The following is a 25,136-nucleotide window of genomic DNA, read 5'->3' as shown; positions in this document are numbered from 1 at the left end:
TTGGTTTAACTGCTATTAATTGGTCTTTAAAAGACTTAAAAATTCTTCAATCATAGGACTAAAAGAAGTATCATTTCGGTAAGCAATACCAATCGGATAAAAATTATTTTTATCCTTAAGTGGGACCCAGCATAAATCTTGAACTTGGCTAATGCTTTCAAATTCACTTGGTAAAATAGTGACTGCATTGAGGTCTTGTAAACTATGAATAAGAACTTCCCAGTCATTGTGTTTAAAGACGATATGGGGGTCAAATCCTAAAGCACGACATTTACGAGGCAACATCTCTCCTAGCATGTAATGTTCGTTGAGTGAGGCAACTTTGTAATCTCTTAAATCATTAAGTTCAATTTCAGGAAGTGTTGCAAGAGGATGCGATTTTGGCATGACAATGCTTACTTTATATCCTTTAGTTGAGGTTTGCAGTGGTTCGATAGTGATATCATTGCGGGTACTTGGAAAGGACAATAAGCCAATATCGATCTTTCCTTTTGCTAACAATTCTTGTAATTTACGGGAACCATCTTGAATCAAAGATACTTCAACATTTGAATGTGTAGCCATAAAAGTTGAAATCTGTTTCATAAATTGAATAGCAAAAAGAGAAGTAAGCCCTACACGGATACCTTCCTTTTTTTCTTGATTTAATTGCTGGATTTCCGTAACCATTTGATTAAAATTAGTCATCAACAATTGTCCTTTCTCATAGAGAATTTCTCCTGCTTCAGTTAAAGCGAGTTGACGACCATTTTGTAAGAATAAAATAGTATTTAATTCTGCTTCTAATTTTTTAATGGATTGTGAAAGTGTAGGTTGGGTCACAAAAAGACTTTTTGCAGCGTGTGAATAATTTTTTGCTTCTGCAACAGCAATAAAGTAAGTAAGTTGTCTAATATCCATAATATCTGTCCTTTTTTCTTAGTAATAGTATAGCACAAGTCTATCAATCTGACCTTTATGATTATTTCCACAATAATATTAGTAAAAGCTATACTTATATAATTTTTTCCAATTTTCCTTTTGCAAATAGCTATGATATAGTTAATATAGTTAGTGAAATCACAAACAATCATTATTAGTAGGAGGCATCTTATGTCGGATGTTGTCGAAAAACAAACAGCTAAATCGTTTATAATGAACGTATTAAATGGTTTAGCTTTAGGGACTGTTATTGTCTTGATACCAGGAGCAATCCTTGGAGAATTAATGAAAGCTTTACTGCCAATGTGGAGCGGATTTGCAACTTTAATCGCTGCAACAGCAGTTGCAACAAGTATGATGGGGCTTGTTATTGGTATTATGGTTGGTCTCAATTTTAAATTTAATCCCATTCAATCAGCATCACTAGGATTAGCGGTTATGTTTGCAGGTGGAGCTGCAACCTTCCTTAAAGGCGCTATTATGCTAAAAGGAACAGGCGATATCATTAATATGGGAATTACTGCTGCCTTAGGTGTCCTTTTGATCCAATTTTTATCTGACAAGACGAAATCATTCACTTTGATTGTCATTCCAACAGTAACACTCTTACTAGTTGGAGGAGTAGGTCATGTGTTATTACCTTATGTCAAAATGATTACCACCATGATTGGACAAGGGATTGCTTCATTACTTGGTTTACAACCTGTTTTGATGTCAATTTTAATTGCGATGATTTTCTGTTTCTTGATCGTATCTCCAATCACAACAGTTGGGATTGCTTTGGCAATTAGTTTGTCCGGAATTGGTTCTGGTGCTGCTAATTTAGGTATCTGTGCTGCTAGTTTTGGGCTTTGTATGGCTGGGTGGTCAGTCAATTCTAAGGGGACAGCCTTAGCGCATGTTTTAGGGTCTCCTAAGATTTCGATGGCTAATGTATTAGCAAAACCGAAGATTATGCTACCTATGATATCTTCAGCAGCAATACTAGGAATTCTCGGAGCTCTCTTTAATATTCAAGGAACACCAGCTAGTGCAGGTTTTGGTATCAGTGGTTTGATTGGACCGATTAATGCTCTTAATTTAGCAAAAGGTGGATGGTCAGTTATGAATATGTTATTGATAATTATAATATTTGTTGCTGCACCAATTATATTGAATTTAATTTTTAATTACCTCTTTATAAAAGTACTTAAAATTATTGATCCAATGGACTATAAATTAGATATTTAAGGAGATATTAGTGATGAAACTCAAAGTATTTAATGTTAGAGAAGAAGAAGCAACATTAGCACAAGATTGGGCAAACCGAAATCATGTGGAACTTTCTATGAGTGAAGGACCTTTGACATTGGAAACTGTTAATGAGGTAGAAGGTTTTGATGGGATTGCTAATGCACAGATTGGGCCTTTAGATGATGCTATTTATCCTCTTCTCAAAGAAATGGGAATTAAGCAAATCGCTCAGCGCAGTGCTGGTGTCGATATGTATAATCTTGAGTTAGCTAAGCAACATGGTATTATCATTAGCAATGTGCCAAGTTACTCACCGGAGTCTATTGCAGAATTTACAGTGACAATCGCTCTTAACCTTATTCGAAAAGTTGAGCTTATTAGAGCTAATGTTCGTGAACAGAATTTTTCATGGACCTTGCCAATTCGAGGACGAGTCCTAGGTAACATGACTGTGGCTATAATAGGAACTGGTCGCATTGGTCTAGCGACTGCTAAAATTTTTAAAGGGTTCGGATGTCGTGTTATTGGTTATGATATTTACCATAATCCAATGGCAGATGGTATCCTTGAGTATGTCAATTCGGTAGAAGAAGCTGTTGAAAAAGCTGATCTTGTGTCCTTACATATGCCACCAACTGCTGAAAATACGCATCTATTTAATTTAGATATGTTTAAACAGTTTAAAAAAGGTGCTATTTTAATGAATATGGCACGTGGAGCATTGGTGGAAACCAAAGATCTTCTTGAGGCTTTAGATCAAGGGCTTTTGGAGGGAGCTGGTATTGATACTTATGAATTTGAGGGGCCATATATACCTAAAAATTGTCAAGGTCAGGACATTTCAGACAAGGATTTCCTAAGACTGATTAACCATCCGAAAGTAATATACACTCCTCATGCGGCTTATTATACAGATGAAGCGGTCAAAAATCTAGTAGAGGGTGCCTTAAATGCTTGTGTAGAAGTGGTTGAAACGGGAACAACTACTACGAGAGTCAACTAAAAGATGCTTAGGCATCTTTTTTTGTGGACTAACAAAACATATGACGATTATGAATCTTAAAGTAAAAAACATCTTATGTATTTATAGCTTAAAAGTCTTTTTTATAATAAAAAAAGATATTTTTTATAAAAATATTGACAAAACATCAGATGAATAGTATTATTTAATCATAAAAGCGTTTACAAAAAACAAGGAGGGTTCTCTCATGGAGAAAACAATGGATATGGAACAACGTGAAGAAGTTGTATCTTATAACCGAGCGAAAGTATGGCAGTTAGTTATGTTTGCCATGAACAATGCTTCTACAAATATATACTTATTTACGTTTATGTTTGTTACCTATTTCTCAACTGGCGTTCTTGGCTTGGCAGCCATTTTTGTCAGTCAAATTATGGGTTATATCCGTATTTTTGATGGTTTTATTGATCCAGCTATTGGTATTATGATTGATAAAACTGATACAAAATTTGGTAAGTATCGTCCTATTTTGATTATTGGGAACGTTATTACGGCTTTGTCATTGATTTTTCTTCTTGCATTGAGAGGTGTCGATGAAAATATTCGTTTCCCATTATTTGTCCTTGTTCTAATTATCCATAAAATTGGATACTCAATGCAACAGACAATAACTAAAGCAGGGCAAACAGCACTGACAAATGACCCTAAGCAACGTCCTATTTTTAATATCGTTGATGCAGTTATGACAACATCATTAATGACAGGCGGTCAGTTTGTCGTTTCAGGTTTCTTAGTACCAAAATTTGGTAATTTTACACCTCAATTCTTCAATGTCCTTATTTTTGGAACAATTCTTATTTCAGCTATTTTAGCAATCGTTGCAATTATTGGGATTTGGGCAAAAGACAGAAAAGAATTCTTTGGTTTAGGAGAAAATACCCAAAAGACTGCTCTAAAAGATTACTGGAAGGTGTTGAAAGGAAATAAACCGCTTCAGATATTATCCATTGCTGCAGCTTTGGTAAAATTTGCCATCCAATTCTTTGGCGATTCCGTTGTTATGGTTCTATTGTTTGGTATTTTATTTGGTAATTATGCTTTATCAGGACAATTCTCACTTCTTTTCATTGTTCCTGGTGTTATTATTAATATTTTGTTCTCAACAATTGCTCGTAAAAAAGGTCTTCGTTTTTCATATGTCAGAGCAATTCAGATCGGTATGATTGGTTTACTTGCTTTTGGTGCAGTTCTTTACGTTGGTAAGCCTGGTGACCTTAGTTTAACAAGCCTAAATCTTTATACTATTTTATTTATCGTTACTAATATTATTGCGAGATACGCTTCACAAGCACCTGCTAGTTTAGTATTGACTATGGGAGCAGATATTTCTGACTATGAAACTTCTGAATCCGGTCGTTATGTATCAGGAATGATTGGAACTATCTTCTCCTTAACAGATTCGATTGCTTCTTCATTTGCTCCTATGGTAGTAGGTTTTGTGTTAGCAGGAATTGGATTTTCAAAATCGTTTCCAACTATCGAAACACCACTGACCCCTGATTTAAAAATGGCAGCTATTAGTCTCCTTGTGGCCATTCCATTTATAGCTTTGTCTATAGCCCTTCTTTTAATAAAATTTTACAAACTAGATAAAGAAGAAATGGTTCGTATTCAAGAGAAGATTCAAGTTATGAAAGCAGCAACTACTAAGGAACGTGCTAAAGATATTGCTCGTAATGTTCCTTTGACAGATATGGATTATGTTGATGTAACAAAATATCCTATTGATAAAGATTAAAAAGTTTAGCTGCTCTTCAATAGAGCAGCTATTTTGTTAAATAAGAGCTACCATTGGAGGATTCTTATGGCAAAAATTATTTCATTAGGTGAGGTTCTTTTGCGATTATCTCCACCTCAATATCACACACTGATGCAGGCTAATCACCTAAAATGCCAATTTGGTGGTTCAGAACTTAATGTCTTAGCAAGCCTTGCTCAACTAGGTCACCATGTAGGATTAGTCTCAGCTTTGCCTGATAATGATTTGGGTAAGATGGCAAGACAATTTATATTGTCACAGCAAATTAGTCCAGCTGCTATAATTAAAAAAGAAGGACGACTAGGAATTTATTATTATGAACAAGGATTTTCGGTAAGAACAAATAAGGTTATCTACGATCGTAACTATTCATCTTTTTGGGAAAGTACCTTGAGTGATTATGATTTTACTTCTATTTTTAAGGGAGTGGATTGGTTTCATGTTTCTGGAATTACTCCAGCACTAACCAAGGACTTATATGAGGTGACTCGGTTCCTTATGACAAAAGCTAAAGAAGGAGGTGTAAAAGTATCGATTGATCTCAATTTTCGTGAGAGTTTATGGTCATCTTTTCAAGAGGCGCGTGAGCAATTATCGCCACTATTAGGATTATCAGATGTTTGCTTTGGCTTAGAGCCGATTTATTTAGCTGGTGAAAGTGAAGATTTAAAAGATGAGTTGGGCTTATCCAGACCTTACCTTGATATTGAATTACTTGAAAAGATAACTCAAAAGATTGTTCAAGAATATGGGTTAGACTATATTGCCTTTACTCAAAGGGAAATGGGATATACTAATCAGTATATGTTAAAATCATATTTGTATCATAATAATATGTTATATCAAACTGATAAAACTGGCGTTGAAGTATTAGATCGTGTGGGGACGGGAGATGCCTTTGCTGCAGGTTTAATTCATGCGCTTCTGGAAAAAGAAACTCCTCAAAGGGCCTTAGAAATTGCTATGACTACATTTAAATACAAACATACCATTCAAGGAGATATCAATATCATGACACGAGATGATATTGCTTACCTCATTGAAAAAGAAACAAATGATATTAAACGATAGTGTAAAAGGAGAGTGTATGTTATATCCATTATTGACAAAAACAAGAAATACTTATGATTTAGGCGGTATTTGGAACTTTAAATTAGGAGAACATAATCCAAATGAATTACTACCTTCAGATGAAGTCATGGTTATCCCGACTTCATTTAATGATTTGATGGTAAGTAAAGAAAAACGTGATTATATAGGTGATTTTTGGTATGAAAAAGTCATTGAAGTACCTAAAGTATCAGAGGGTGAAGAGATGGTGCTACGTTTTGGCTCAGTGACACATCAAGCTAAAATTTATGTTGACGGTATATTGGTAGGGGAGCATAAGGGAGGTTTTACTCCTTTTGAAGTTCTTGTTCCTGAATGTAAGTACAATAATGAGAAAATTAAGGTATCAATTTGTGCTAATAACGTTTTAGACTATACCACGCTTCCGGTCGGAAATTATAGTGAAATCATTCAAGAAGATGGTAGCATTAAGAAGAAAGTACGTGAGAATTTTGATTTCTTCAATTATGCAGGTGTGCATCGTCCTCTTAAGTTGATGATACGTCCTAAAAATCATATTTCTGATATTACAATTACAAGTCGTCTATCAGATGATTTACAGTCAGCAGATTTACATTTTTTAGTTGAGACTAATCAAAAGGTTGACGAAGTTAGAATTAGCGTTTTTGATGAAGATAACAAACTAGTGGGTGAAACGAAGGATAGCAGATTATTTCTTAGTGATGTCCATCTTTGGGAAGTTTTAAATGCCTATCTGTACACAGCGCGTGTTGAAATTTTTGTTGATAATCAACTCCAAGATGTCTATGAGGAAAATTTTGGTCTTAGAGAAATAGAAGTGACAAATGGTCAATTCCTATTGAATCGCAAACCTATTTATTTTAAAGGATTTGGTAAACATGAAGATACGTTCATTAATGGCAGAGGTTTGAATGAAGCTGCTAACTTAATGGATTTGAATCTTTTGAAGGATATAGGGGCAAACTCTTTTAGAACATCCCACTATCCTTATTCTGAAGAAATGATGCGTTTAGCAGATCGAATGGGAGTGTTAGTGATAGATGAGGTTCCAGCAGTAGGGTTATTTCAAAACTTTAACGCTTCCTTAGATTTGTCACCAAAAGATAATGGTACGTGGAGTTTGATGCAAACAAAAGCTGCGCATGAACAAGCTATCCAAGAATTAGTGAAGCGTGATAAAAATCATCCTAGCGTCGTGATGTGGGTAGTCGCTAACGAACCGGCTAGTCATGAAGCGGGAGCACACGATTATTTTGAGCCATTAGTAAAACTTTATAAAGATTTAGACCCTCAAAAACGTCCTGTCACCTTGGTTAATATTTTAATGGCAACCCCAGATAGAGACCAAGTGATGGACCTGGTTGATGTTGTCTGCCTTAATCGTTACTATGGTTGGTACGTTGACCACGGTGATTTAACAAATGCAGAAGTAGGTCTAAGAAAAGAGTTATTAGAATGGCAAGATAAATTTCCTGACAAACCAATTATCATAACGGAGTATGGCGCTGATACGTTGCCGGGATTACACTCTACTTGGAATATTCCATATACAGAAGAATTTCAATGTGATTTTTATGAAATGAGTCATCGTGTTTTTGATGGTATTCCTAATTTAGTTGGTGAGCAAGTCTGGAACTTTGCAGACTTTGAAACTAATCTGATGATACTTCGTGTACAGGGGAATCACAAAGGTCTCTTTTCAAGGAATCGCCAGCCAAAACAAGTCGTCAAAGAATTTAAAAAACGCTGGATGACTATTCCTCATTACCATAATAAAAAAAATAGTGTAAAATAGGGGTAGTTATTTTAGAAGAGGTGATGATATGGCTAGACCCTTAGTAGAACAAACAGCAGATCGTCTATTGCATTTAATTTTAGAAAGAGAATACCCTGTTGGTGCTAAGCTCCCCAATGAATATGAATTAGCGGAAGATCTAGATGTTGGTCGCAGCACAATCCGAGAAGCAGTCAGAAGTTTAGCAACGCGTAATATTTTAGAAGTCAGACAGGGCTCTGGAACATATATTAGTTCTAAAAAGGGTGTTTCTGAGGATCCATTAGGGTTCTCTCTAATAAAGGACACAGATAGGTTGACATCAGATCTCTTTGAACTACGCCTTTTATTGGAACCTCGAATAGCGGAGCTGGTAGCTTATAGAATTACAGATGATCAGTTACAATTACTCGAAAAGCTTGTTGGAGATATTGAAGATGCTGTTCACGCAGGCGATCCGAAACATTTACTTTTAGATGTGGAATTTCATTCCATGCTAGCTAAATACAGTGGTAATATTGCAATGGATAGCCTTTTGCCAGTCATCAACCAGTCAATTCATCTGATAAATGCGAATTATACAAATCGTCAGATGAAGTCGGATAGTTTAGAAGCACATAGAGAAATTATCAAAGCAATCCGAGAAAAAAATCCAGTAGCTGCACATGATGCTATGCTTATGCATATCATGAGTGTTAGACGTTCAGCATTGAAAGCTTAATATAAGAAGAAAAATAGCTATTCTTGAATAGCTATTTTTTTAGTATTCTTCTTGACAATTCATCAGACGACTTATATAATATAGATAAAGATAACGGTTACATTTTGGGAGGTATTATGTTAAATCAATTGAAAAACAACTATTTCTTCGCTGTTATTCGAGGAAAATCATCTGAGGATGCACTAGAAATCGCAAAGCATGCTATTTTAGGTGGTATTCGGAATATTGAAGTAACTTTTTCGACTCCTGAAGCAAGCAAAGTCATCAAACAATTATCAGATGACTTTAAAAATAATAAAAAAATTATTGTGGGGGCCGGAACGGTTATGACAACTGAACTTGCTAAAGATGCTATTGATGCTGGAGCTAAATTTTTGGTTAGCCCACACTTTGATTCAGATATTGCTAATTTAGCTAATGAAAACAAGGTTTATTATTTCCCAGGCTGTGCAACGGCAACAGAAATCGTGGTAGCTAGAAAGTATAAATGTCAGATTATAAAGCTTTTTCCAGGTGGAGTTGTGGGCCCAGATTTTATCAAAGATATTCATGGTCCTATTCCAGATGTTGATTTAATGCCATCAGGTGGCGTCTCTGTTTCAAATGTAGCTGAATGGAGAAAAGCAGGAGCAGTTGCGGTTGGTGTTGGCTCAGCATTATCTAGTAAAGTAGCCACAGAAGGCTATGATAGTGTTACTAAAATAGCTAAACAGTTTGTTTCTGCACTTGATTAGTGAGTAGGAGAAGAATATGACGTTTAATACTGAAACATTTATGTTAAAAAATCAAGCAGCTATACAGCTGTATGAAGAGGTCAAGAGGCAACCTATTTTTGATTATCATTGCCACTTAGATCCAAAGGACATTTTTGAAGATCGTATTTTTGATAATATTGTGGATTTGTGGCTTAGTGGTGACCACTATAAATGGCGTCTTATGAGGGCTAATGGTATTTCTGAAGCAGAAATTACAGGTCCAGCATCCAACCTTGAGAAATTTAAAGCATTTGCTAGAACACTAGAAAGAGCATACGGTAATCCTGTTTACCATTGGTCTGCTATGGAATTGAAAAATGTCTTTGGTGTTAATGAGATTTTGACAGAATCAAATGCTGAGGAAATTTATCATCGTTTAAATCATTTCTTGAAAGAGCATAAAATAAGTCCTAGACGTTTAATTGCAGATAGCAAAGTTATGTTTATTGGTACTACAGACCATCCTCTTGATACTCTCAAGTGGCATAAAAAGTTGGCTGCTGATGAGAGTTTTAAAACAGTTGTTGCTCCGACATTTAGGCCGGATGAAGCTTTTATTGAACATCGACATTTTGTTGATTTTATAACTAAACTGGGTGACATTACTCAAAAAGAGATTACAGATTTTTCAACATTTATAGCAGCAATGGAAGAACGCATTGCGTATTTTGCTCAAAATGGTTGTAGGGCTAGCGATATCAGTTTTACGGAAATCGTCTTTGAACAAACTGATGAATTGGAGTTGAACGATTTATTTAATAAAGTTTGTGAAGGCTATATCCCAAATCAATCAGAAATCAGCAAATGGCAAACAGCTGTTTTTATGGAACTTTGCCGATTATATAAAAAATATGGTTTTGTAACACAGGTGCATTTTGGAGCTTTGAGAAATAATCATTCTACTATTTTGGAAAAATTGGGAGCTGACGTGGGTGTGGATTCACTTGGTGACCAAGTGGCTTTAACTGTTAATATGAACCGTTTATTGGATTCCTTGGTTAAAAAAGATAGTCTGCCTAAAATGATTTGGTATAATCTCAATCCAGCTTACAATATAGCAGTAGCTAACACTTTGGCAAATTTTCAAGCTAACGAACTTGGAGTGAGATCTTACCTTCAATTTGGTGCAGGTTGGTGGTTTGCAGATACTAAATTAGGGATGATTAGTCAAATGAATGCCTTAGCAGAGCAAGGCATGTTGGCGAATTTTATTGGTATGTTAACAGATTCTAGAAGTTTTCTATCTTATCAACGTCATGACTATTTTCGACGTATTTTATGTACCTACTTAGGAGAATGGATTGAAGAAGGAGAAGTTCCAGAAGATTATCAAGCTTTAGGAAGTATGGCTAAAGACATTGCTTATCAAAATGCAGTTAATTATTTTAAGAACTAAAAAGGAAGAGTGAAATCATGGAAATGTCATTTAGGTGGTATGGTGAAGACGACCCCGTTACTTTAGAAAATATTGGTCAAATTCCAACAATGAAAGGGATTGTTACAGCGATATACGATGTACCAGTAGGAGAAGTTTGGTCACGTGAGCGCATTCAACAGCTGAAAGAAAAGGTAGAGGCAGCAGGGCTTAAAATTTCGGTTATCGAATCAGTTCCTGTTCATGAAGATATCAAATTGGGACGTCCAACACGTGACCTCTTGATTGATAATTATATTCAAACCGTCAAAAATTTGGCTGCGGAAGGTATTGATACTATTTGCTATAATTTTATGCCAGTATTTGACTGGACACGCACTGATTTAGCATATCAATATCCAGATGGTTCTACAGCTTTGATATTTGATGAGACGGTTTCTAAAAAAATGGATCCAGTAAACGGTGAATTATCTTTGCCAGGATGGGATGCCAGCTATAGTAAAGAAGAAATGAAGGCTATCATGGATGCCTATGCTGAAATTGATGAGGAAAAACTTTGGGAAAATCTCACTTATTTTATTAAACGTATTATTCCTGAAGCGGAAGCCGTAGGCGTTAAAATGGCCATTCATCCGGATGACCCACCATATTCTATTTTTGGTTTACCTCGCATTATTACTGGGTTAGAGGCTATTGAGCGTTTTGTGAAATTGTACGATAGTAAAAGTAATGGCATCACTTTATGTGTGGGTTCTTACGCTTCTGATCCCCAGAATGATGTTTTAGAGATTTCGCGACGTGCTTTTGAGTTAGATCGTGTAAACTTTGTTCATGCTCGCAATATTAAATTAGGTGATGGAAAGTCATTTAAAGAATCGGCTCATCCATCAGAATACGGGTCAATAGACATGTATGAAGTTATTAAGTTATGCCATGAATTTGGGTTTGAGGGTGCTATTCGACCTGACCACGGGCGTATGATTTGGGGAGAAACAGGTCGTCCAGGATATGGCCTATACGATAGAGCTTTAGGAGCCACTTACCTTTCTGGTTTATACGAAGCTGTTATTAAAGGTTCAAAATAAGGCGATGCTTCCAAATTTCTCCTGTTCCAATCTCCTGCAAGAGAAATTTGGAAAGTTATTATCATAATATGATTGTACTTAGCTAAGAGTAGAATACTTATAGAAGTTAGTGAGAGGGATAAGATGTCAAAAATAATTACATTTACCAATAAAGTTGTCGTCATAACAGGTGCAGGCGGTGTTCTCTGTGGTTATATGGCTAAAGAATTTGCGAAAGCAGGCGCTAAAGTGGCATTATTAGATTTGAATCAAGAAGCTGCTCAAACATTTGCTGATGAAATTGTAGAAGAAGGTGGTATCGCTAAGGCTTATAAAGCTAACGTTTTGTCTAAAGAAAACCTTGAAGAAGTACATCAAGCCGTTTTAGAGGATCTTGGACCAACTGATATTTTAGTTAATGGTGCAGGAGGCAACAATCCTAAAGCCACAACTGATAATGAATTTCACGAATTAGACTTACCTTCAGAAACAAAAACCTTCTTTGAGTTAGATGAAGCTGGTATTAGCTTTGTTTTTAACTTAAATTATTTAGGAACATTATTGCCAACGCAAGTATTTGCCCAAGATATGGTTGGACGTGAAGGAGCGAATATTATTAATATCTCTTCAATGAATGCTTTCACCCCTCTGACCAAAATACCAGCTTATTCTGGAGCTAAAGCAGCTATTAGTAACTTCACACAATGGCTAGCTGTTCATTTCTCAAAAGTTGGTATCCGTTGTAATGCTATTGCACCTGGTTTCTTGGTAACAAATCAGAACCGAAGCTTGTTATTTACTGAGGACGGTCAGCCAACTGCGCGTGCTGAGAAAATTCTTAATAATACACCAATGGGAAGATTTGGAGAAGCAAGTGAGCTGATTGGCGGATTGTTCTTTTTAGCAGATGAAAAATCATCAAGTTTTGTTAATGGCGTTGTCCTTCCGATTGATGGTGGATTTGCTGCTTACTCTGGTGTTTAATTTATAAGATAATAGCTACTTAACATATAAGAGATTATTGAGTTGAGTGGTTTTTTAAGGAAATTTGTTTAATGCTCTTACCACTAAATGATGGGTAGGTTGCTAATTGGAAAATCCTCATAAGTTAGATAAATTTAGAAACTGGAGATAATATGGTAGATACAAATCACAAAATCGCTTTTTGCATAGATTCCGATGGTTGCGCAATGGATACAATGACATATAAGCATCAACTCTTTTTCGGTCCAATTGCTGCAGATATATTTGGGATATCAGAACAAGAAAGAACAAGTTTTTTAAAAGAGTGGGATAGAGTCAATCTTTATTCAAGAACTCGTGGAGTTAATCGGTTTGTGGGATTGGTTATGGGCCTTGAGTTTGCCGGAGTAGAACATATTGATAAATTAAAAGAATGGGTCGAAACAACAGATTCATTGTCCAATAATTCCTTAGAGTTAGAGCTTGCCAACGATTTTAGTAGAGATTTAGAGAAGGCTTTAGAATGGTCCAATGAAGTGAATCGCCAAATCAAAAATTATGAGGGAGATTCTTTAGCGTTTTCAGGTGTGTTAGAAGGTTTAGAACAATTAAGTCAATTTGGTAATGTTTATGTCGTGAGTTCTGCTAACAAGGAAGCTGTTTGGCAAGAGTGGGAAGAACAGGGATTGCTAAAGTATGTTGATGATATCTATTGTCAAGATAGAGGTAAAAAAGAAGATGTTATCGCCACTTTAATTGCAAATGGTTACTGCCGTGACACTATTTTGATGGTAGGAGATTCCCCGGGTGATTTGGCTGCAGCAGAACAAAATGGTATTGCATTTTACCCAGTACTTGTTGGTAAGGAAGTCAAATCATGGGAAATTCTTAGAGAAGATATTGGTGAAGCTTTTGCAAAAGGTCAATTCGAACAGCAAAGGCAAAAAGAATCTATTAATACCTTTTGGGCTAATTTAGATAACTAATAGAAAGGATAGGCTATGACACATTTAGTTGACTTAACAAAGAAACCCTTCAATCTAAATCAAGAAGCAATTGAGTGGATTGAAAAAACAATTAATGAGATGACATTGGATGAGAAAATTGGGCAACTTTTTTTCAATATGGGAGCTAGTCGTTCAGAAGAATATTTAACAGATGTTTTGGATCGGTATCATATTGCTGCTGTTCGCTATAATAGAGGTAGTTCAAGTGAAATCTATGATCAGAATTTAATTTTACAGACAAAGTCGAAATTGCCGATGTTGATTGCTGCAAATACAGAAGCTGGTGGAGACGGTGCTGTCACGGATGGAACTAAAGTTGGCGATGAAATAAAAGTGGCTGCTACAAATGATCCGAAATATGCTTATGAAATGGGAAGAATCGCAGGGATGGAGGCATCTGCTGTGGGTTGTAATGCTTCATTTGCTCCAATTGTAGATTTGACACGTAATTGGCGTAATCCTATCATAGCTAGTCGAAATTGGGGTGCTAACGTTGATCAAATTATTTCACTTTCAAAAGAGTATATGAAAGGAATCATGCAATATAATATTGTACCTTTCGCTAAACATTTTCCAGGGGATGGCATTGATGAGCGTGATCATCATTTGTCATTTGCTTCCAATCCTATGAGTAAAGAGGAATGGATGTCGACATTTGGCCGCATTTATGGTGAATTGGCTGACGCAGGTCTACCAGGAGTCATGGCAGGTCACATACATTTACCAAATGTTGAAAAAGAAATGCATCCAGAGCGAGACCTTGATGATATGTTACCAGCTTCATTGAATAAAACACTTTTAGATGAGTTATTGAGAGGAGAGTTAGGTTATAATGGAGCTATTGTAACGGACGCTTCTCATATGGTTGGAATGACTGCTTCAATGTCAAGGAGAGATTTGTTGCCAACGGCGATTGAAGCAGGTTGTGACTTATTCTTATTCTTTAATGACCCCGATGAAGACATTCAATGGATGAAAGAAGGTTACGAAAAAGGTATCCTAACAGAGGAACGTCTCCATGACGCTTTACGTCGTACTCTCGGTCTAAAAGCGAAATTAGGCTTGCATAACTATGAGGGACGTCGCCAAGAACTCTTTATGCCTAAAGATAAGGCTATGGCTTTAATCAACACATCAGAGTCGCAAAAAATAGCTGATGAAGTTGCTGATAAAGCAGTAACTCTGGTAAAAGATAAACAAAAAGATATCTTTCCAGTAAATCCAGAACGTTATCGTCATATCTTACTTGTTAACGTTGAAGGATATAAGGGAGGTTTTGGTGCTATGATTGCTGGAAACAAGCAACGTGCATCGGATTACATGAAAGAGTTACTTGAGGCACGTGGCCATGAAGTAACTGTCTGGGAGTCTACCGAAGAGCGCATTATGAAATTGCCTCAAGAGGAGCGGGCAGCAGCTATCGCTAATGTTTACGCACAAAAACAGCCAATCGCAAATCTAACAGATCGCTATGACCTGATTATTAACTTGGTAGATGTCAATGCTGGAGGAACAACACAACGTATTATTTGGCCAGCAGCTAAAGGGACCCCTGATCAGCCTTTTTACGTTCATGAAATACCATCTATTGTGATTTCAGTACAACATGCATTTGCTTTAGCAGATATGCCACAGGTAGGGACTTATATTAATGCTTACGATGGGCTTCCTAGCACGATAAGTGCAGTAGTTGCGAAATTGGCTGGAGAATCAGAATTTACAGGAGTTTCACCAGTAGATGCTTACTGTGGTTTAATTGATACACATTTATGGCGTCAATGCTAATAGAAACAAGTTATTGTACTTTTATGTAACATAAAAAAAGAGCTTAAAGCTCTTTTTTTATCCTTCAAAATAGAGTAGTTCCTTGGGTGTTTTGGTAAATACTTCAAAGCCGGTTTTAGTCACGTAACCGCAGTCTTCAATTCGCACACCAACTTTATCTGGTATATAAATACCTGGTTCAACAGAGAAGCACATGCCTTCTTGAATCTCCATATCGTTACCAGCCATAATTGATGGAAATTCATGGACGTCCATACCTAATCCATGACCAAGGCGGTGGTTAAAGTATTGTCCATAACCAGCCTTTTCAATAACATTTCTTGCTGCTGCGTCAACTTCAGAAGCAAGGACTCCTGGCTTAATAAAATCAATAGCCGCTTGATGTGCTTCAAGACATAAATGGTAAATATCTTTTTTGAATTGATCAGGTTTCCCCACTGCTACTGTACGGGTCATATCTGACGTATAACCTAGTGTTTCTACACCTAAATCAAATAATAACAAAGCATTATTTTCGATTTTATTAGTTCCTGGGATACCATGTGGATTTGCTGCATTATTGCCAGTCAAAACCATAGTGTCGAAACTCATTTTATTGATACCTTGTTTTTTCATTTCAAATTCGATTTGAGCGATAATATCGGTTTCAGTGTTGTTTAGCGAGATATTGTCAAATCCAACTTGAACAGCTTTATCAGCAAATTCTCCAGCGACTAACATTTTCTCAATTTCATCTCGTGATTTAATTAGGCGCATGTTTTGAATATAAGGTGTTAGGTTTTCAAAATGACCATCAAAAACGGTTTGGAGACCTTGGAATTTAGTAACATTAAGATTATCAAATTCGGCTAGAACTTTAGAAACAGAAAAGGATGGTAAGTTGCTAGCTATTTTTTGCCAAGGATTTTCTGAATCTATGTAACCAAAGACGGGAAATGGTACACTTTGTTTTGCACGCGATACTTCTAGTGCTGGTACAAATAAAATAGGATCGCGATCTTCATAGACAAATAAAAACATTTGTCTTTCATGGGGATCGCAAAAGAAACCTGTTAAATAGTTGACTGTCACAGGATCAGAAAAGACAGCAAGTTCAGCTTGGACTGAATGTAAGTGATGGCGTATACGATTAAGTTTTGACATAATAACCCTTCTTCCTAAAAGGAACTTAGTCTAGTTAGGCTAGTTTCTTATGCCTATTATTTTCCCAAAAAAATAGGAAAAAATCAAGTTTAGTTAGTATTTTGAAAGTTTTTCATAAAAAAGCTTTATAAAAGCTTGAAAGTGTTTCCAAAAGGTGATAAAATATCAGTGAAAGCGTCATTTTCAAATAGAAAGGAAGTTAAATCAATATGAATACAGATGATACGATTACGATTTATGATGTTGCCCGTGAAGCAGGTGTTTCGATGGCAACTGTTAGTCGTGTGGTAAATGGAAATAAAAATGTCAAGGAAAATACACGTAAGAAAGTCCTTGAAGTTATTGATCGTCTTGACTATCGTCCAAATGCTGTGGCGCGTGGTTTAGCAAGTAAAAAAACGACAACTGTTGGTGTTGTCATTCCTAATATCGCAAATAGCTACTTTTCAATTTTAGCGCGTGGTATTGATGATATTGCAGCAATGTACAAATATAACATTGTCCTTGCTTCAAGTGATGAAGACGATGATAAAGAGGTTAATGTTGTTAATACTTTGTTTGCTAAGCAAGTAGACGGTATTATTTTTATGGGACACCACTTAACTGAAAAGATTCGTGCAGAGTTCTCTCGTTCACGCACACCGATTGTTTTAGCAGGTACTGTGGACCTTGAGCATCAATTACCAAGTGTTAATATCGATTACAAAGCAGCAGCAGTTGATGTTATTGATATTTTAGCTGGCAATCATAAAGACATTGCTTTTGTATCAGGACCACTTATTGACGATATTAATGGCAAGGTTCGTTTGGCAGGATACAAAGAAGGTCTCAAGAAAAATGGCTTAAACTTTAAAGAGGGGTTGGTTTTTGAAGCCAACTACCGTTATGCTGAAGGCTTTGCATTAGCTCAACGCGTGATTAATGCTGGAGCAACAGCAGCATATGTTGCTGAGGATGAGTTAGCGGCAGGTTTGTTAAATGGTCTTTTTGAGGCAGGTAAACGTGTCCCTGAAGATTTTGAAATTATCACAAGCAATGACTCGCCAATCGCACAATATACACGTCCTAACTTAACTTCTATCAGTCAACCGGTTTATGATTTGGGTGCTGTTAGCATGCGTATGCTAACAAAAATTATGCACAAAGAAGAGTTGGAAGAAAAAGAAATAGTGCTTAATCACGGGATTGTTAAACGTGGCACAACAAATAATTAGTGTTAGAGTATGTTATTTGAAAAATAGTGGTAGAATGGTAGTAGCTTAGCGCTTAACTTTCTGATACTTAACATGATATATTGAGAGGATTAGGGTAGCTTAGCTTCCTAATCTTTTTTTAGAGGTGTAATATGACAAATGAATTGATAATGCAAGCTTTTGAGTGGTATTTACCTAGTGATGGGAATCACTGGAAGAAATTAGAGGACTCTATATCAGACCTTAAAAAACTTGGAGTTAGTAAAATCTGGTTACCACCAGCATTTAAGGGAACTAGCAGTGATGATGTAGGATATGGTGTTTATGATCTCTTTGATTTAGGAGAATTTGACCAGAATGGAACAATTAGAACAAAATATGGTAGGAAAGAAGAGTATCTAAAGCTTATTAAGTCGTTAAAGGCAAATGGCATTAAACCATTTGCAGATATCGTTCTTAACCATAAAGCCAATGGTGATCATAAAGAAAAATTTCAAGTCATAAAAGTCAATCCTGAAAATCGTCAAGAAGCATTAAGTGAACCCTATGAGATTGAAGGATGGACGGGATTTGATTTCCCAGGTAGACAGGGTGAGTACAATGATTTTAAATGGCACTGGTACCACTTTACTGGTTTAGATTACGATGCTAAAAATAATGAAACAGACATCTTTATGATTGTAGGCGATAATAAAGGTTGGGCAGACGATGATTTGATTGATGATGAAAATGGTAATTTCGATTATCTCATGTACAATGACATTGATTTTAAGCATCCTGAAGTTATAAAAAACTTACAAGATTGGGCTAAGTGGTTTATTGAAACTACCGGTATTGAAGGTTTTCGTTTGGATGCTGTGAAACATATCGATTCTTACTTTATTCAAACTTTCATTAATGATATTCGTACAAAAATAAAACCCGATTTAGAGGTCTTTGGCGAATATTGGAAATCTGACCAAACATCAATGAAGGACTATTTAGAGGCAACACAATTTCAATTTTCTCTTGTTGATGTTACCTTGCATATGAATTTTTTTGATGCCAGTCACCAAAACCGTGATTTTGATATGCGAACAATTTTTGATGATAGTCTTGTTATTGATAATCCTGAGTATGCTGTCACATTCGTAGAAAATCACGATACGCAAAGTGGACAAGCTCTAGAAAGTAGAGTGGAAGATTGGTTTAAACCTTTAGCTTATGGCTTGATACTTTTACGCCAACAAGGGACTCCATGTCTTTTTTATGGTGATTATTATGGCATTCAAGGAGAATTTGGCCAACCATCCTTTAAAGAGGTTATTGATAAAATGGCTGAGCTACGCCAAAACTATGTATTTGGCAAACAAGTCGATTATTTTACGCATTCAAATTGTATTGGTTGGACTTGTCTTGGGGATGAGGAATATAATTCTTGTTTAGCTGTGGTCCTAACAAATGGTGATCAGGGATGGAAACATATGGAAGTAGGGGAAATTTATGCAGGCAAAACGTTTGTTGATTATTTAGGTAATTGTGAACAAGAGGTTGTTATAGGAGATGATGGTTGGGGTGATTTTTTAGTTGAATCTGCGTCTATCTCGGCTTGGGTCCCTAAAATAGAGGAAGCTAACTGATAAATCAGGTGAAAAAAAAGGTAAAATGAGATATAATAAGACCTATGAAAGTTTTACTGTATTTAGAGGCTGAAGAATACTTGAAAAAGTCAGGTATCGGTCGTGCTATCAAACATCAAGAGAAAGCTCTTCAAATTGCTGGGATAGATTATACCACTAATCCTGCAGATGACTTTGACCTTGTTCATATGAATACCTATGGTATTAGAAGTTGGCTTTTGATGAGTAAAGCTAAAAAAACTGGGAAAAAAGTAATTATGCATGGTCATTCCACTGAAGAGGACTTTAGAAATTCTTTTATTGGCTCAAATTTAGTATCCCCGCTTTTTAAATGGTACCTTTGCCGTTTTTATCAAAAAGCAGATGCCATTATAACCCCAACTGATTATTCTAAACAACTAATAAAAGCATATGGCATCAAGAAACCAATTTTTGTTTTATCTAACGGGATTGATCTAAGTCGCTATCAGAGGTCAGAAAAGAAAGAAGCTGCATTTCGTCACTATTTTCACTTGAGTAAAGATGATAAAGTTGTTATGGGGGCCGGTCTTTATTTCATGCGTAAGGGAATTGACCAATTTGTTGAAGTAGCTGCAAAAATGCCTGATATTCGTTTTATTTGGTTTGGAGAAACAAATAAGTGGGTTATTCCTCGAAAGGTTAGGCAAATCGTTACCAAGCAACATCCCTCAAATGTTACTTTTGCTGGTTACATAAAAGGTGACGTTTATGAAGGTGCCATGAGTGCTAGCGATGCTTTCTTCTTTCCGAGTCGTGAAGAGACAGAAGGGATAGTAGTTTTAGAGGCTTTAGCTAGTCATCAGCATGTGGTTTTAAGAGATATCCCTGTGTATCACGGTTGGGTGACCGAAGACAGTGTTGAATTAGCGACTGATGTTGATGGTTTTGTTGAAAAATTGGATAAAGTCTTATCTGGTAAGAGTGATAAGATTAAAGAAGGTTATCATGTGGCTGAGAGTCGAAGTATCGAACGAATTGCCCATGAATTGGCAAGTGTTTATCAAAAAGTAATGGAGTTGTAAGATGCGTATAGGTCTATTTACAGATACATACTTCCCCCAAGTTTCGGGAGTTTCAACAAGTATCCGCACTTTAAAGGAAGGGTTGGAGAAGGAAGGACACGAAGTTTATATTTTCACAACTACCGACCGTAATGTCAAACGTTTTGAAGACCCTACAATTATTCGTTTACCAAGTGTCCCTTTTATTTCTTTTACGGATCGTCGAGTAGTTTATAGAGGTTTAATTTCTGCTTATAGGATAGCTAAAGACTACGAACTTGATATTATTCATACTCAAACAGAATTCAGCTTAGGGCTTTTAGGAAAATTAGTTGCAAAAGCTTTAAGAATACCTGTTGTGCATACTTATCATACTCAATATGAGGATTACGTTGGTTATATCGCAAAAGGCAAATTGATTAAGCCAAGTATGGTCAAATATATCATGCGTACCTACCTAAGTGATTTGGATGGTGTCATATGTCCTTCTCGAATTGTTCTCAATCTTCTAGATGGTTACGGTGTCAAAATTCCAAAACAAGTTATTCCGACAGGTATTCCTGTTGAGAACTATCGTCGAGAGGATATCTCTGAAGAAACAATCAAGAATCTACGAACGGAGCTTGGACTTGCGGATAATGATACAATGCTATTGAGTTTATCACGGGTATCTTTGGAAAAAAATATTCAAGCAATCTTGATGCATTTATCAGCTGTCGTTGATGAAAATCCTCACGTAAAATTAGTGATAGTTGGAGATGGTCCTTATCTTTCAGATCTAAAAGAACTTGTTCACTCTCTAGAACTTGAAAATTCAGTTATTTTTACAGGTATGGTTGAGCATAGCCAAGTGGCTATCTACTATAAAGCATGTGATTTCTTTATTAGTGCTTCAACAAGTGAAACGCAAGGATTAACCTACATTGAGAGTCTGGCGAGTGGACGTCCAATCATTGCGCAAAGTAATCCTTATCTAGATGATGTTATTTCAGATAAAATGTTTGGAACTCTGTACAAGAAGGAAAGTGATTTGGCAGATGCTATCCTAGATGCAATAGCAGAGACACCCAAAATGACTCAAGAAGCTTATGAACAGAAATTATATGAGATTTCTGCTGAGAATTTCAGCAAGTCTGTATATGCTTTTTACCTAGACTTTCTGATTTCACAAAAAGCTAGTGTGAAAGAAAAAGTCTCTCTGACAATAGGAAATAAGGATAGCCATTCTACTCTTCGTTTTGTCAGAAAAGCGGTATATTTACCTAAGAAAGTTTTTACCTTTACAGGAAGAGCCTCTAAAAAAGTGGTAAAAGCACCTAAACGTCGTATTTCATCTATTCGAGATTTTTTAGATTGAGACGAATAAAATTAGTAAATGTCTTGAAATTATAAAAAATATTGTTATAATAAAAAATGAAGACATGTTAGGTTCTAATAGATTTTAAGAGCGAGCACTGGTTGGTGGAAAGAGTGCAATTAGAGAACTTAGTACTACTTCCTTGATTTTATGCAAACATAAAAGGGTGGTTCCCTTATCGCCACTAGAGGTCTGACACAAGTATACTCGAGTTTTTGTGTTGGATAAATTGAGGTGGAACCACGTAGTCTTTACGTCCTTTTGGATGTAAAGGCTCTTTTTTTATAAAAGAAATGGTTGCATAAAAGAGGCAGATTGCTTTACTAATGTTATACTTATTATCCCTAGCTAGGATAATGTGGAATTCAATCAAAGGTCAATCCCTTTGTTTATTAGTGAATTAATGTGTTTAGGAATTGGTATCACCCTAACAGTTATTAAGAAAAGGAGAACAAGATGATTAAAATCACTTTCCCAGATGGTGCAATTCGTGAATTTGAATCTGGCATCACAACATTTGAAATTGCACAATCAATTTCTAACTCTTTAGCTAAAAAAGCTTTAGCTGGTAAATTTAATGGTCAACTTATTGATACAACACGTGCTATTGAAGAAGATGGTAGTATTGAGATTGTAACACCTGACCACGAAGATGCTTTAGGAGTTCTGCGTCACTCAGCAGCGCATTTATTTGCTCAAGCTGCAAAACGCCTTTTTCCAGACTTATGTTTAGGTGTAGGTCCAGCTATTCAAGATGGTTTTTACTATGATACTGATAATAAATCAGGTCAAATTTCAAATGATGATCTTCCTCGTGTTGAAGAAGAAATGAAAAAAATTGTTAAGGAAAATCACCCTTGTATTCGTGAAGAAATCAGTAAAGAAGAAGCGTTAGAACTTTTTAAAGATGACCCTTATAAAGTTGAATTAATTAGTGAACATGCTGAAGATGGTTTAACTGTTTATCGTCAAGGTGAATTTGTAGACCTTTGTCGTGGACCTCATGTCCCATCAACAGGACGTATTCAAGTCTTTCATCTTCTAAATGTCGCTGGTGCTTACTGGCGTGGTAACAGTGATAATGCTATGATGCAGCGTGTCTATGGTACTGCTTGGTTTGATAAAAAAGATTTGAAAGCATATCTTAAACGCCGTGAAGAAGCTAAGGAACGTGACCATCGCAAATTAGGTAAAGAACTTGATTTATTTATGGTTAATCCTGAAGTAGGTCAAGGATTGCCATTCTGGTTGCCAAATGGAGCAACTATTCGCCGCGAATTGGAACGTTACATTGTTGATAAGGAGATTGCTTCAGGTTATCAACACGTTTACACACCTCCGATGGCATCTGTTGAATTTTACAAGACTTCTGGGCACTGGGACCACTATCGTGAAGATATGTTCCCAACAATGGATATGGGAGATGGAGAGGAATTCGTTCTTCGTCCAATGAACTGCCCACACCATATTGAAGTTTATAAACATCATGTTCACTCATACCGTGAATTGCCAATTCGTATCGCTGAACTTGGTATGATGCACCGTTATGAAAAATCAGGGGCCCTCACAGGATTGCAACGTGTACGCGAAATGACACTCAACGATGCCCATATTTTCGTTACACCTGAGCAAATTAAAGATGAATTTCTTAAAGCTCTTAATCTCATAGCAGAAATTTATGAAGATTTTAACTTAACAGATTACCGTTTCCGCTTATCTTATCGTGACCCAGAAGATAAACATAAGTATTATGATAACGATGAGATGTGGGAAAATGCACAAGCTATGCTAAAAGAGGCTATGGATGATTTTGGATTAGATTATTTTGAAGCAGAAGGCGAAGCAGCTTTTTACGGTCCTAAATTGGATATCCAGGTGAAAACTGCTCTTGGTAATGAAGAAACATTATCTACTATCCAACTAGATTTCCTTCTTCCAGAACGCTTTGATCTTAAATACATCGGTGCAGATGGTGAAGAACATCGTCCAATTATGATTCACCGCGGTGGTATTTCAACAATGGAGCGATTTACAGCTATTTTAATTGAAACTTACAAAGGTGCCTTTCCAACTTGGCTTGCTCCACAACAAGTTTCTGTTATTCCAATTTCAAATGAAGCCCACATTGATTATGCTTGGGAAGTGGCTCGTGTCCTTAAAGATCGTGGTATTCGTGCTGAAGTGGATGACCGTAACGAAAAGATGCAATATAAGATTCGTGCGGCTCAAACCCAAAAAATTCCATATCAATTGATTGTTGGTGATAAGGAAATGGAAGAAAAAGCCGTAAATGTGCGCCGCTATGGAAGCAAAGCGACTGAAACAAAATCTATAGAGGAATTTGTAGAAAGTATTTTAGCTGATATTGCAAGAAAATCTAGACCTGACGAAGTTAAATAAATTTTATTAGTCATTATAAAAATCATTAATAAATGATGTGAACTGATTACTGTATGATACAGAATCAGTTTTTTAGATGCTAATTTTTTCTTTATGTTTAATTATAAGCTAATTATAGATAAATAATCTCATATAACATTCACAAAATTAGATTTTTTGGTATAATTAATATGATTGACACATAAAGGAAAATAGTATTAATAAAAAGGGGTATGGAGCATTGCGAACAGTATTAGTAGTGCAAGGTGATGACGAAACAATAGAGTTATTAAGGTCGTATTTAGAGGGAGCTCTTTATAAGGTTGTGATGGCTAGTGATGGTGAGGAGGCTTTTTCTTTATTTCAGCAACATCAGATTGATTTAGCAATCATAGATATTACGCTACCTAAAATAGATGGATATGAGTTGACGCGACTCATTCGTCAAGATAGTCAGATTCCTATTATTATGCTAGCAGCTAAGACAACAGATATGGACAGAATATTAGGATTGAATATTGGAGCAGATGATTTTATCACGAAACCGTTTAATTCTTTGGAGGTTTTAGCTCGAATTAATTCGCAACTGCGTCGTTACTATGAATTCAATAGTCTTGCCAAACCTAAAAATCAATTTATAAAGATAGGGGAATTGGAATTAGATGAGGAACATGTTGAACTAACTAAAAATGGTAAACATATCAAGTTGACTGCTACAGAATTTAAGATTCTTCATATCTTAATGTCATCACCAGGAAGGATTTATACTAAAACACAACTCTATGAGAAGATTAATGGTAGGTATTTAGAAGGTGATGAGACAACGATTATGGTGCATATTTCTAATATCCGTGACAAAATCGAAGATGATAGTAAATATCCTAAATATATAAAAACACTTAGAGGAGTAGGATATAAAATCGAAAAACCGCAGTATCTTGTTTAAAAATATA

20 protein-coding genes are annotated in these 25,136 nt (G+C 36.0%); 18 read left to right on the top strand and 2 right to left on the bottom strand.

Annotation, left to right across the window (positions count from 1 at the left end; all coding sequences use genetic code 11):
• Nucleotides 1–15 precede the first annotated feature (15 nt).
• Nucleotides 16–900 (bottom strand): LysR family transcriptional regulator, encoded by an 885-nt coding sequence (locus EGX70_RS04000; protein WP_000354837.1) that lies wholly within the window; start codon nucleotides 898–900, stop codon nucleotides 16–18.
• A 192-nt stretch (nucleotides 901–1,092) separates the two neighbouring features.
• Between EGX70_RS04000 and EGX70_RS03995 the strand changes: the two genes are divergently transcribed.
• The 12 genes from EGX70_RS03995 to EGX70_RS03935 all read left to right on the top strand — a co-directional run bounded on the left by EGX70_RS03995 (nucleotide 1,093) and on the right by EGX70_RS03935 (nucleotide 15,470).
• The gene (locus EGX70_RS03995; RefSeq protein ID WP_123947947.1) at nucleotides 1,093–2,151 is read left to right on the top strand and encodes a PTS transporter subunit IIC; all 1,059 of its coding nucleotides are present in this window, start codon (nucleotides 1,093–1,095) and stop codon (nucleotides 2,149–2,151) included.
• 13 nt (nucleotides 2,152–2,164) lie between these two features.
• Nucleotides 2,165–3,157, top strand: coding sequence for a D-lactate dehydrogenase (locus EGX70_RS03990; RefSeq protein WP_000770077.1), 993 nt, complete (start codon nucleotides 2,165–2,167; stop codon nucleotides 3,155–3,157).
• Between the two features lie 205 nt (nucleotides 3,158–3,362).
• Nucleotides 3,363–4,913 carry an MFS transporter gene (locus EGX70_RS03985; protein ID WP_000416102.1) on the top strand — a complete coding sequence of 517 codons (1,551 nt, stop codon included), beginning with the start codon at nucleotides 3,363–3,365 and terminating at the stop codon, nucleotides 4,911–4,913.
• A gap of 66 nt (nucleotides 4,914–4,979) precedes the next feature.
• On the top strand, nucleotides 4,980–6,005 hold the full coding sequence (locus EGX70_RS03980; protein ID WP_001062634.1) for a sugar kinase: 1,026 nt from the start codon (nucleotides 4,980–4,982) through the stop codon (nucleotides 6,003–6,005).
• A gap of 16 nt (nucleotides 6,006–6,021) precedes the next feature.
• On the top strand, nucleotides 6,022–7,821 hold the full coding sequence (uidA, locus tag EGX70_RS03975; RefSeq protein WP_000966723.1) for a beta-glucuronidase: 1,800 nt from the start codon (nucleotides 6,022–6,024) through the stop codon (nucleotides 7,819–7,821).
• 28 nt (nucleotides 7,822–7,849) lie between these two features.
• Nucleotides 7,850–8,521, top strand: coding sequence for a FadR/GntR family transcriptional regulator (locus EGX70_RS03970; protein ID WP_000113632.1), 672 nt, complete (start codon nucleotides 7,850–7,852; stop codon nucleotides 8,519–8,521).
• Between the two features lie 116 nt (nucleotides 8,522–8,637).
• Nucleotides 8,638–9,255 (top strand): bifunctional 4-hydroxy-2-oxoglutarate aldolase/2-dehydro-3-deoxy-phosphogluconate aldolase, encoded by a 618-nt coding sequence (locus EGX70_RS03960; RefSeq protein WP_000934329.1) that lies wholly within the window; start codon nucleotides 8,638–8,640, stop codon nucleotides 9,253–9,255.
• Nucleotides 9,256–9,271: 16 nt separating this feature from the next.
• Complete coding sequence (uxaC, locus tag EGX70_RS03955; RefSeq protein ID WP_123947945.1) at nucleotides 9,272–10,672, top strand: glucuronate isomerase; 1,401 nt, start codon at nucleotides 9,272–9,274, stop codon at nucleotides 10,670–10,672.
• A 17-nt stretch (nucleotides 10,673–10,689) separates the two neighbouring features.
• Nucleotides 10,690–11,736, top strand: coding sequence for a mannonate dehydratase (gene uxuA / locus EGX70_RS03950; RefSeq protein ID WP_000426044.1), 1,047 nt, complete (start codon nucleotides 10,690–10,692; stop codon nucleotides 11,734–11,736).
• A gap of 123 nt (nucleotides 11,737–11,859) precedes the next feature.
• Nucleotides 11,860–12,699 carry an SDR family oxidoreductase gene (locus EGX70_RS03945; RefSeq protein WP_000034790.1) on the top strand — a complete coding sequence of 280 codons (840 nt, stop codon included), beginning with the start codon at nucleotides 11,860–11,862 and terminating at the stop codon, nucleotides 12,697–12,699.
• A 152-nt stretch (nucleotides 12,700–12,851) separates the two neighbouring features.
• Complete coding sequence (locus tag EGX70_RS03940; protein WP_000228641.1) at nucleotides 12,852–13,664, top strand: HAD family hydrolase; 813 nt, start codon at nucleotides 12,852–12,854, stop codon at nucleotides 13,662–13,664.
• A 15-nt stretch (nucleotides 13,665–13,679) separates the two neighbouring features.
• Complete coding sequence (locus tag EGX70_RS03935; protein WP_000149451.1) at nucleotides 13,680–15,470, top strand: glycoside hydrolase family 3 protein; 1,791 nt, start codon at nucleotides 13,680–13,682, stop codon at nucleotides 15,468–15,470.
• A gap of 57 nt (nucleotides 15,471–15,527) precedes the next feature.
• Here EGX70_RS03935 and EGX70_RS03930 read toward each other — a convergent pair whose 3' ends face one another.
• Complete coding sequence (locus EGX70_RS03930) at nucleotides 15,528–16,613, bottom strand: Xaa-Pro peptidase family protein (RefSeq protein WP_000040811.1); 1,086 nt, start codon at nucleotides 16,611–16,613, stop codon at nucleotides 15,528–15,530.
• Nucleotides 16,614–16,822: 209 nt separating this feature from the next.
• On the opposite strand from EGX70_RS03930, the gene ccpA reads away from it, so the two are divergent.
• From ccpA to EGX70_RS03900, 6 genes are all read left to right on the top strand, one after another.
• Nucleotides 16,823–17,827 (top strand): catabolite control protein A, encoded by a 1,005-nt coding sequence (gene ccpA, locus EGX70_RS03925; RefSeq protein ID WP_001090621.1) that lies wholly within the window; start codon nucleotides 16,823–16,825, stop codon nucleotides 17,825–17,827.
• A 131-nt stretch (nucleotides 17,828–17,958) separates the two neighbouring features.
• A complete protein-coding gene (locus EGX70_RS03920; protein ID WP_000180582.1) occupies nucleotides 17,959–19,425 on the top strand; it encodes an alpha-amylase in 1,467 nt (488 codons plus the stop codon).
• Nucleotides 19,426–19,469: 44 nt separating this feature from the next.
• Complete coding sequence (locus EGX70_RS03915; protein WP_000866345.1) at nucleotides 19,470–20,468, top strand: glycosyltransferase family 4 protein; 999 nt, start codon at nucleotides 19,470–19,472, stop codon at nucleotides 20,466–20,468.
• 1 nt (nucleotide 20,469) lies between these two features.
• Nucleotides 20,470–21,804, top strand: a complete 1,335-nt coding sequence (locus EGX70_RS03910; protein ID WP_123947943.1) for a glycosyltransferase family 4 protein — start codon at nucleotides 20,470–20,472, stop codon at nucleotides 21,802–21,804.
• Nucleotides 21,805–22,260: 456 nt separating this feature from the next.
• Nucleotides 22,261–24,204: a threonine--tRNA ligase gene (gene thrS / locus EGX70_RS03905; protein WP_000591018.1), complete on the top strand. Its 1,944-nt coding sequence runs from the start codon at nucleotides 22,261–22,263 to the stop codon at nucleotides 24,202–24,204.
• A gap of 220 nt (nucleotides 24,205–24,424) precedes the next feature.
• Complete coding sequence (locus tag EGX70_RS03900; RefSeq protein ID WP_001261248.1) at nucleotides 24,425–25,129, top strand: response regulator transcription factor; 705 nt, start codon at nucleotides 24,425–24,427, stop codon at nucleotides 25,127–25,129.
• Nucleotides 25,130–25,136: the final 7 nt, after the last annotated feature.

Origin of the sequence: Streptococcus sp. FDAARGOS_522 (assembly GCF_003812445.1) — a bacterium.
GTDB lineage: Bacteria > Bacillota > Bacilli > Lactobacillales > Streptococcaceae > Streptococcus > Streptococcus agalactiae.
Note: the sequence above shows the minus strand (reverse complement) of the source record. Positions and strands in the feature narration are given on the sequence as shown.

Coding starts and splice junctions, on each gene's coding strand:
- EGX70_RS04000 (WP_000354837.1), bottom strand. CDS start 900: ATGGATATTAGACAACTTACTTACTTTATTGCTGTTGCAGAAGCAAAA.
- EGX70_RS03995 (WP_123947947.1), top strand. CDS start 1,093: ATGTCGGATGTTGTCGAAAAACAAACAGCTAAATCGTTTATAATGAAC.
- EGX70_RS03990 (WP_000770077.1), top strand. CDS start 2,165: ATGAAACTCAAAGTATTTAATGTTAGAGAAGAAGAAGCAACATTAGCA.
- EGX70_RS03985 (WP_000416102.1), top strand. CDS start 3,363: ATGGAGAAAACAATGGATATGGAACAACGTGAAGAAGTTGTATCTTAT.
- EGX70_RS03980 (WP_001062634.1), top strand. CDS start 4,980: ATGGCAAAAATTATTTCATTAGGTGAGGTTCTTTTGCGATTATCTCCA.
- uidA (WP_000966723.1), top strand. CDS start 6,022: ATGTTATATCCATTATTGACAAAAACAAGAAATACTTATGATTTAGGC.
- EGX70_RS03970 (WP_000113632.1), top strand. CDS start 7,850: ATGGCTAGACCCTTAGTAGAACAAACAGCAGATCGTCTATTGCATTTA.
- EGX70_RS03960 (WP_000934329.1), top strand. CDS start 8,638: ATGTTAAATCAATTGAAAAACAACTATTTCTTCGCTGTTATTCGAGGA.
- uxaC (WP_123947945.1), top strand. CDS start 9,272: ATGACGTTTAATACTGAAACATTTATGTTAAAAAATCAAGCAGCTATA.
- uxuA (WP_000426044.1), top strand. CDS start 10,690: ATGGAAATGTCATTTAGGTGGTATGGTGAAGACGACCCCGTTACTTTA.
- EGX70_RS03945 (WP_000034790.1), top strand. CDS start 11,860: ATGTCAAAAATAATTACATTTACCAATAAAGTTGTCGTCATAACAGGT.
- EGX70_RS03940 (WP_000228641.1), top strand. CDS start 12,852: ATGGTAGATACAAATCACAAAATCGCTTTTTGCATAGATTCCGATGGT.
- EGX70_RS03935 (WP_000149451.1), top strand. CDS start 13,680: ATGACACATTTAGTTGACTTAACAAAGAAACCCTTCAATCTAAATCAA.
- EGX70_RS03930 (WP_000040811.1), bottom strand. CDS start 16,613: ATGTCAAAACTTAATCGTATACGCCATCACTTACATTCAGTCCAAGCT.
- ccpA (WP_001090621.1), top strand. CDS start 16,823: ATGAATACAGATGATACGATTACGATTTATGATGTTGCCCGTGAAGCA.
- EGX70_RS03920 (WP_000180582.1), top strand. CDS start 17,959: ATGACAAATGAATTGATAATGCAAGCTTTTGAGTGGTATTTACCTAGT.
- EGX70_RS03915 (WP_000866345.1), top strand. CDS start 19,470: ATGAAAGTTTTACTGTATTTAGAGGCTGAAGAATACTTGAAAAAGTCA.
- EGX70_RS03910 (WP_123947943.1), top strand. CDS start 20,470: ATGCGTATAGGTCTATTTACAGATACATACTTCCCCCAAGTTTCGGGA.
- thrS (WP_000591018.1), top strand. CDS start 22,261: ATGATTAAAATCACTTTCCCAGATGGTGCAATTCGTGAATTTGAATCT.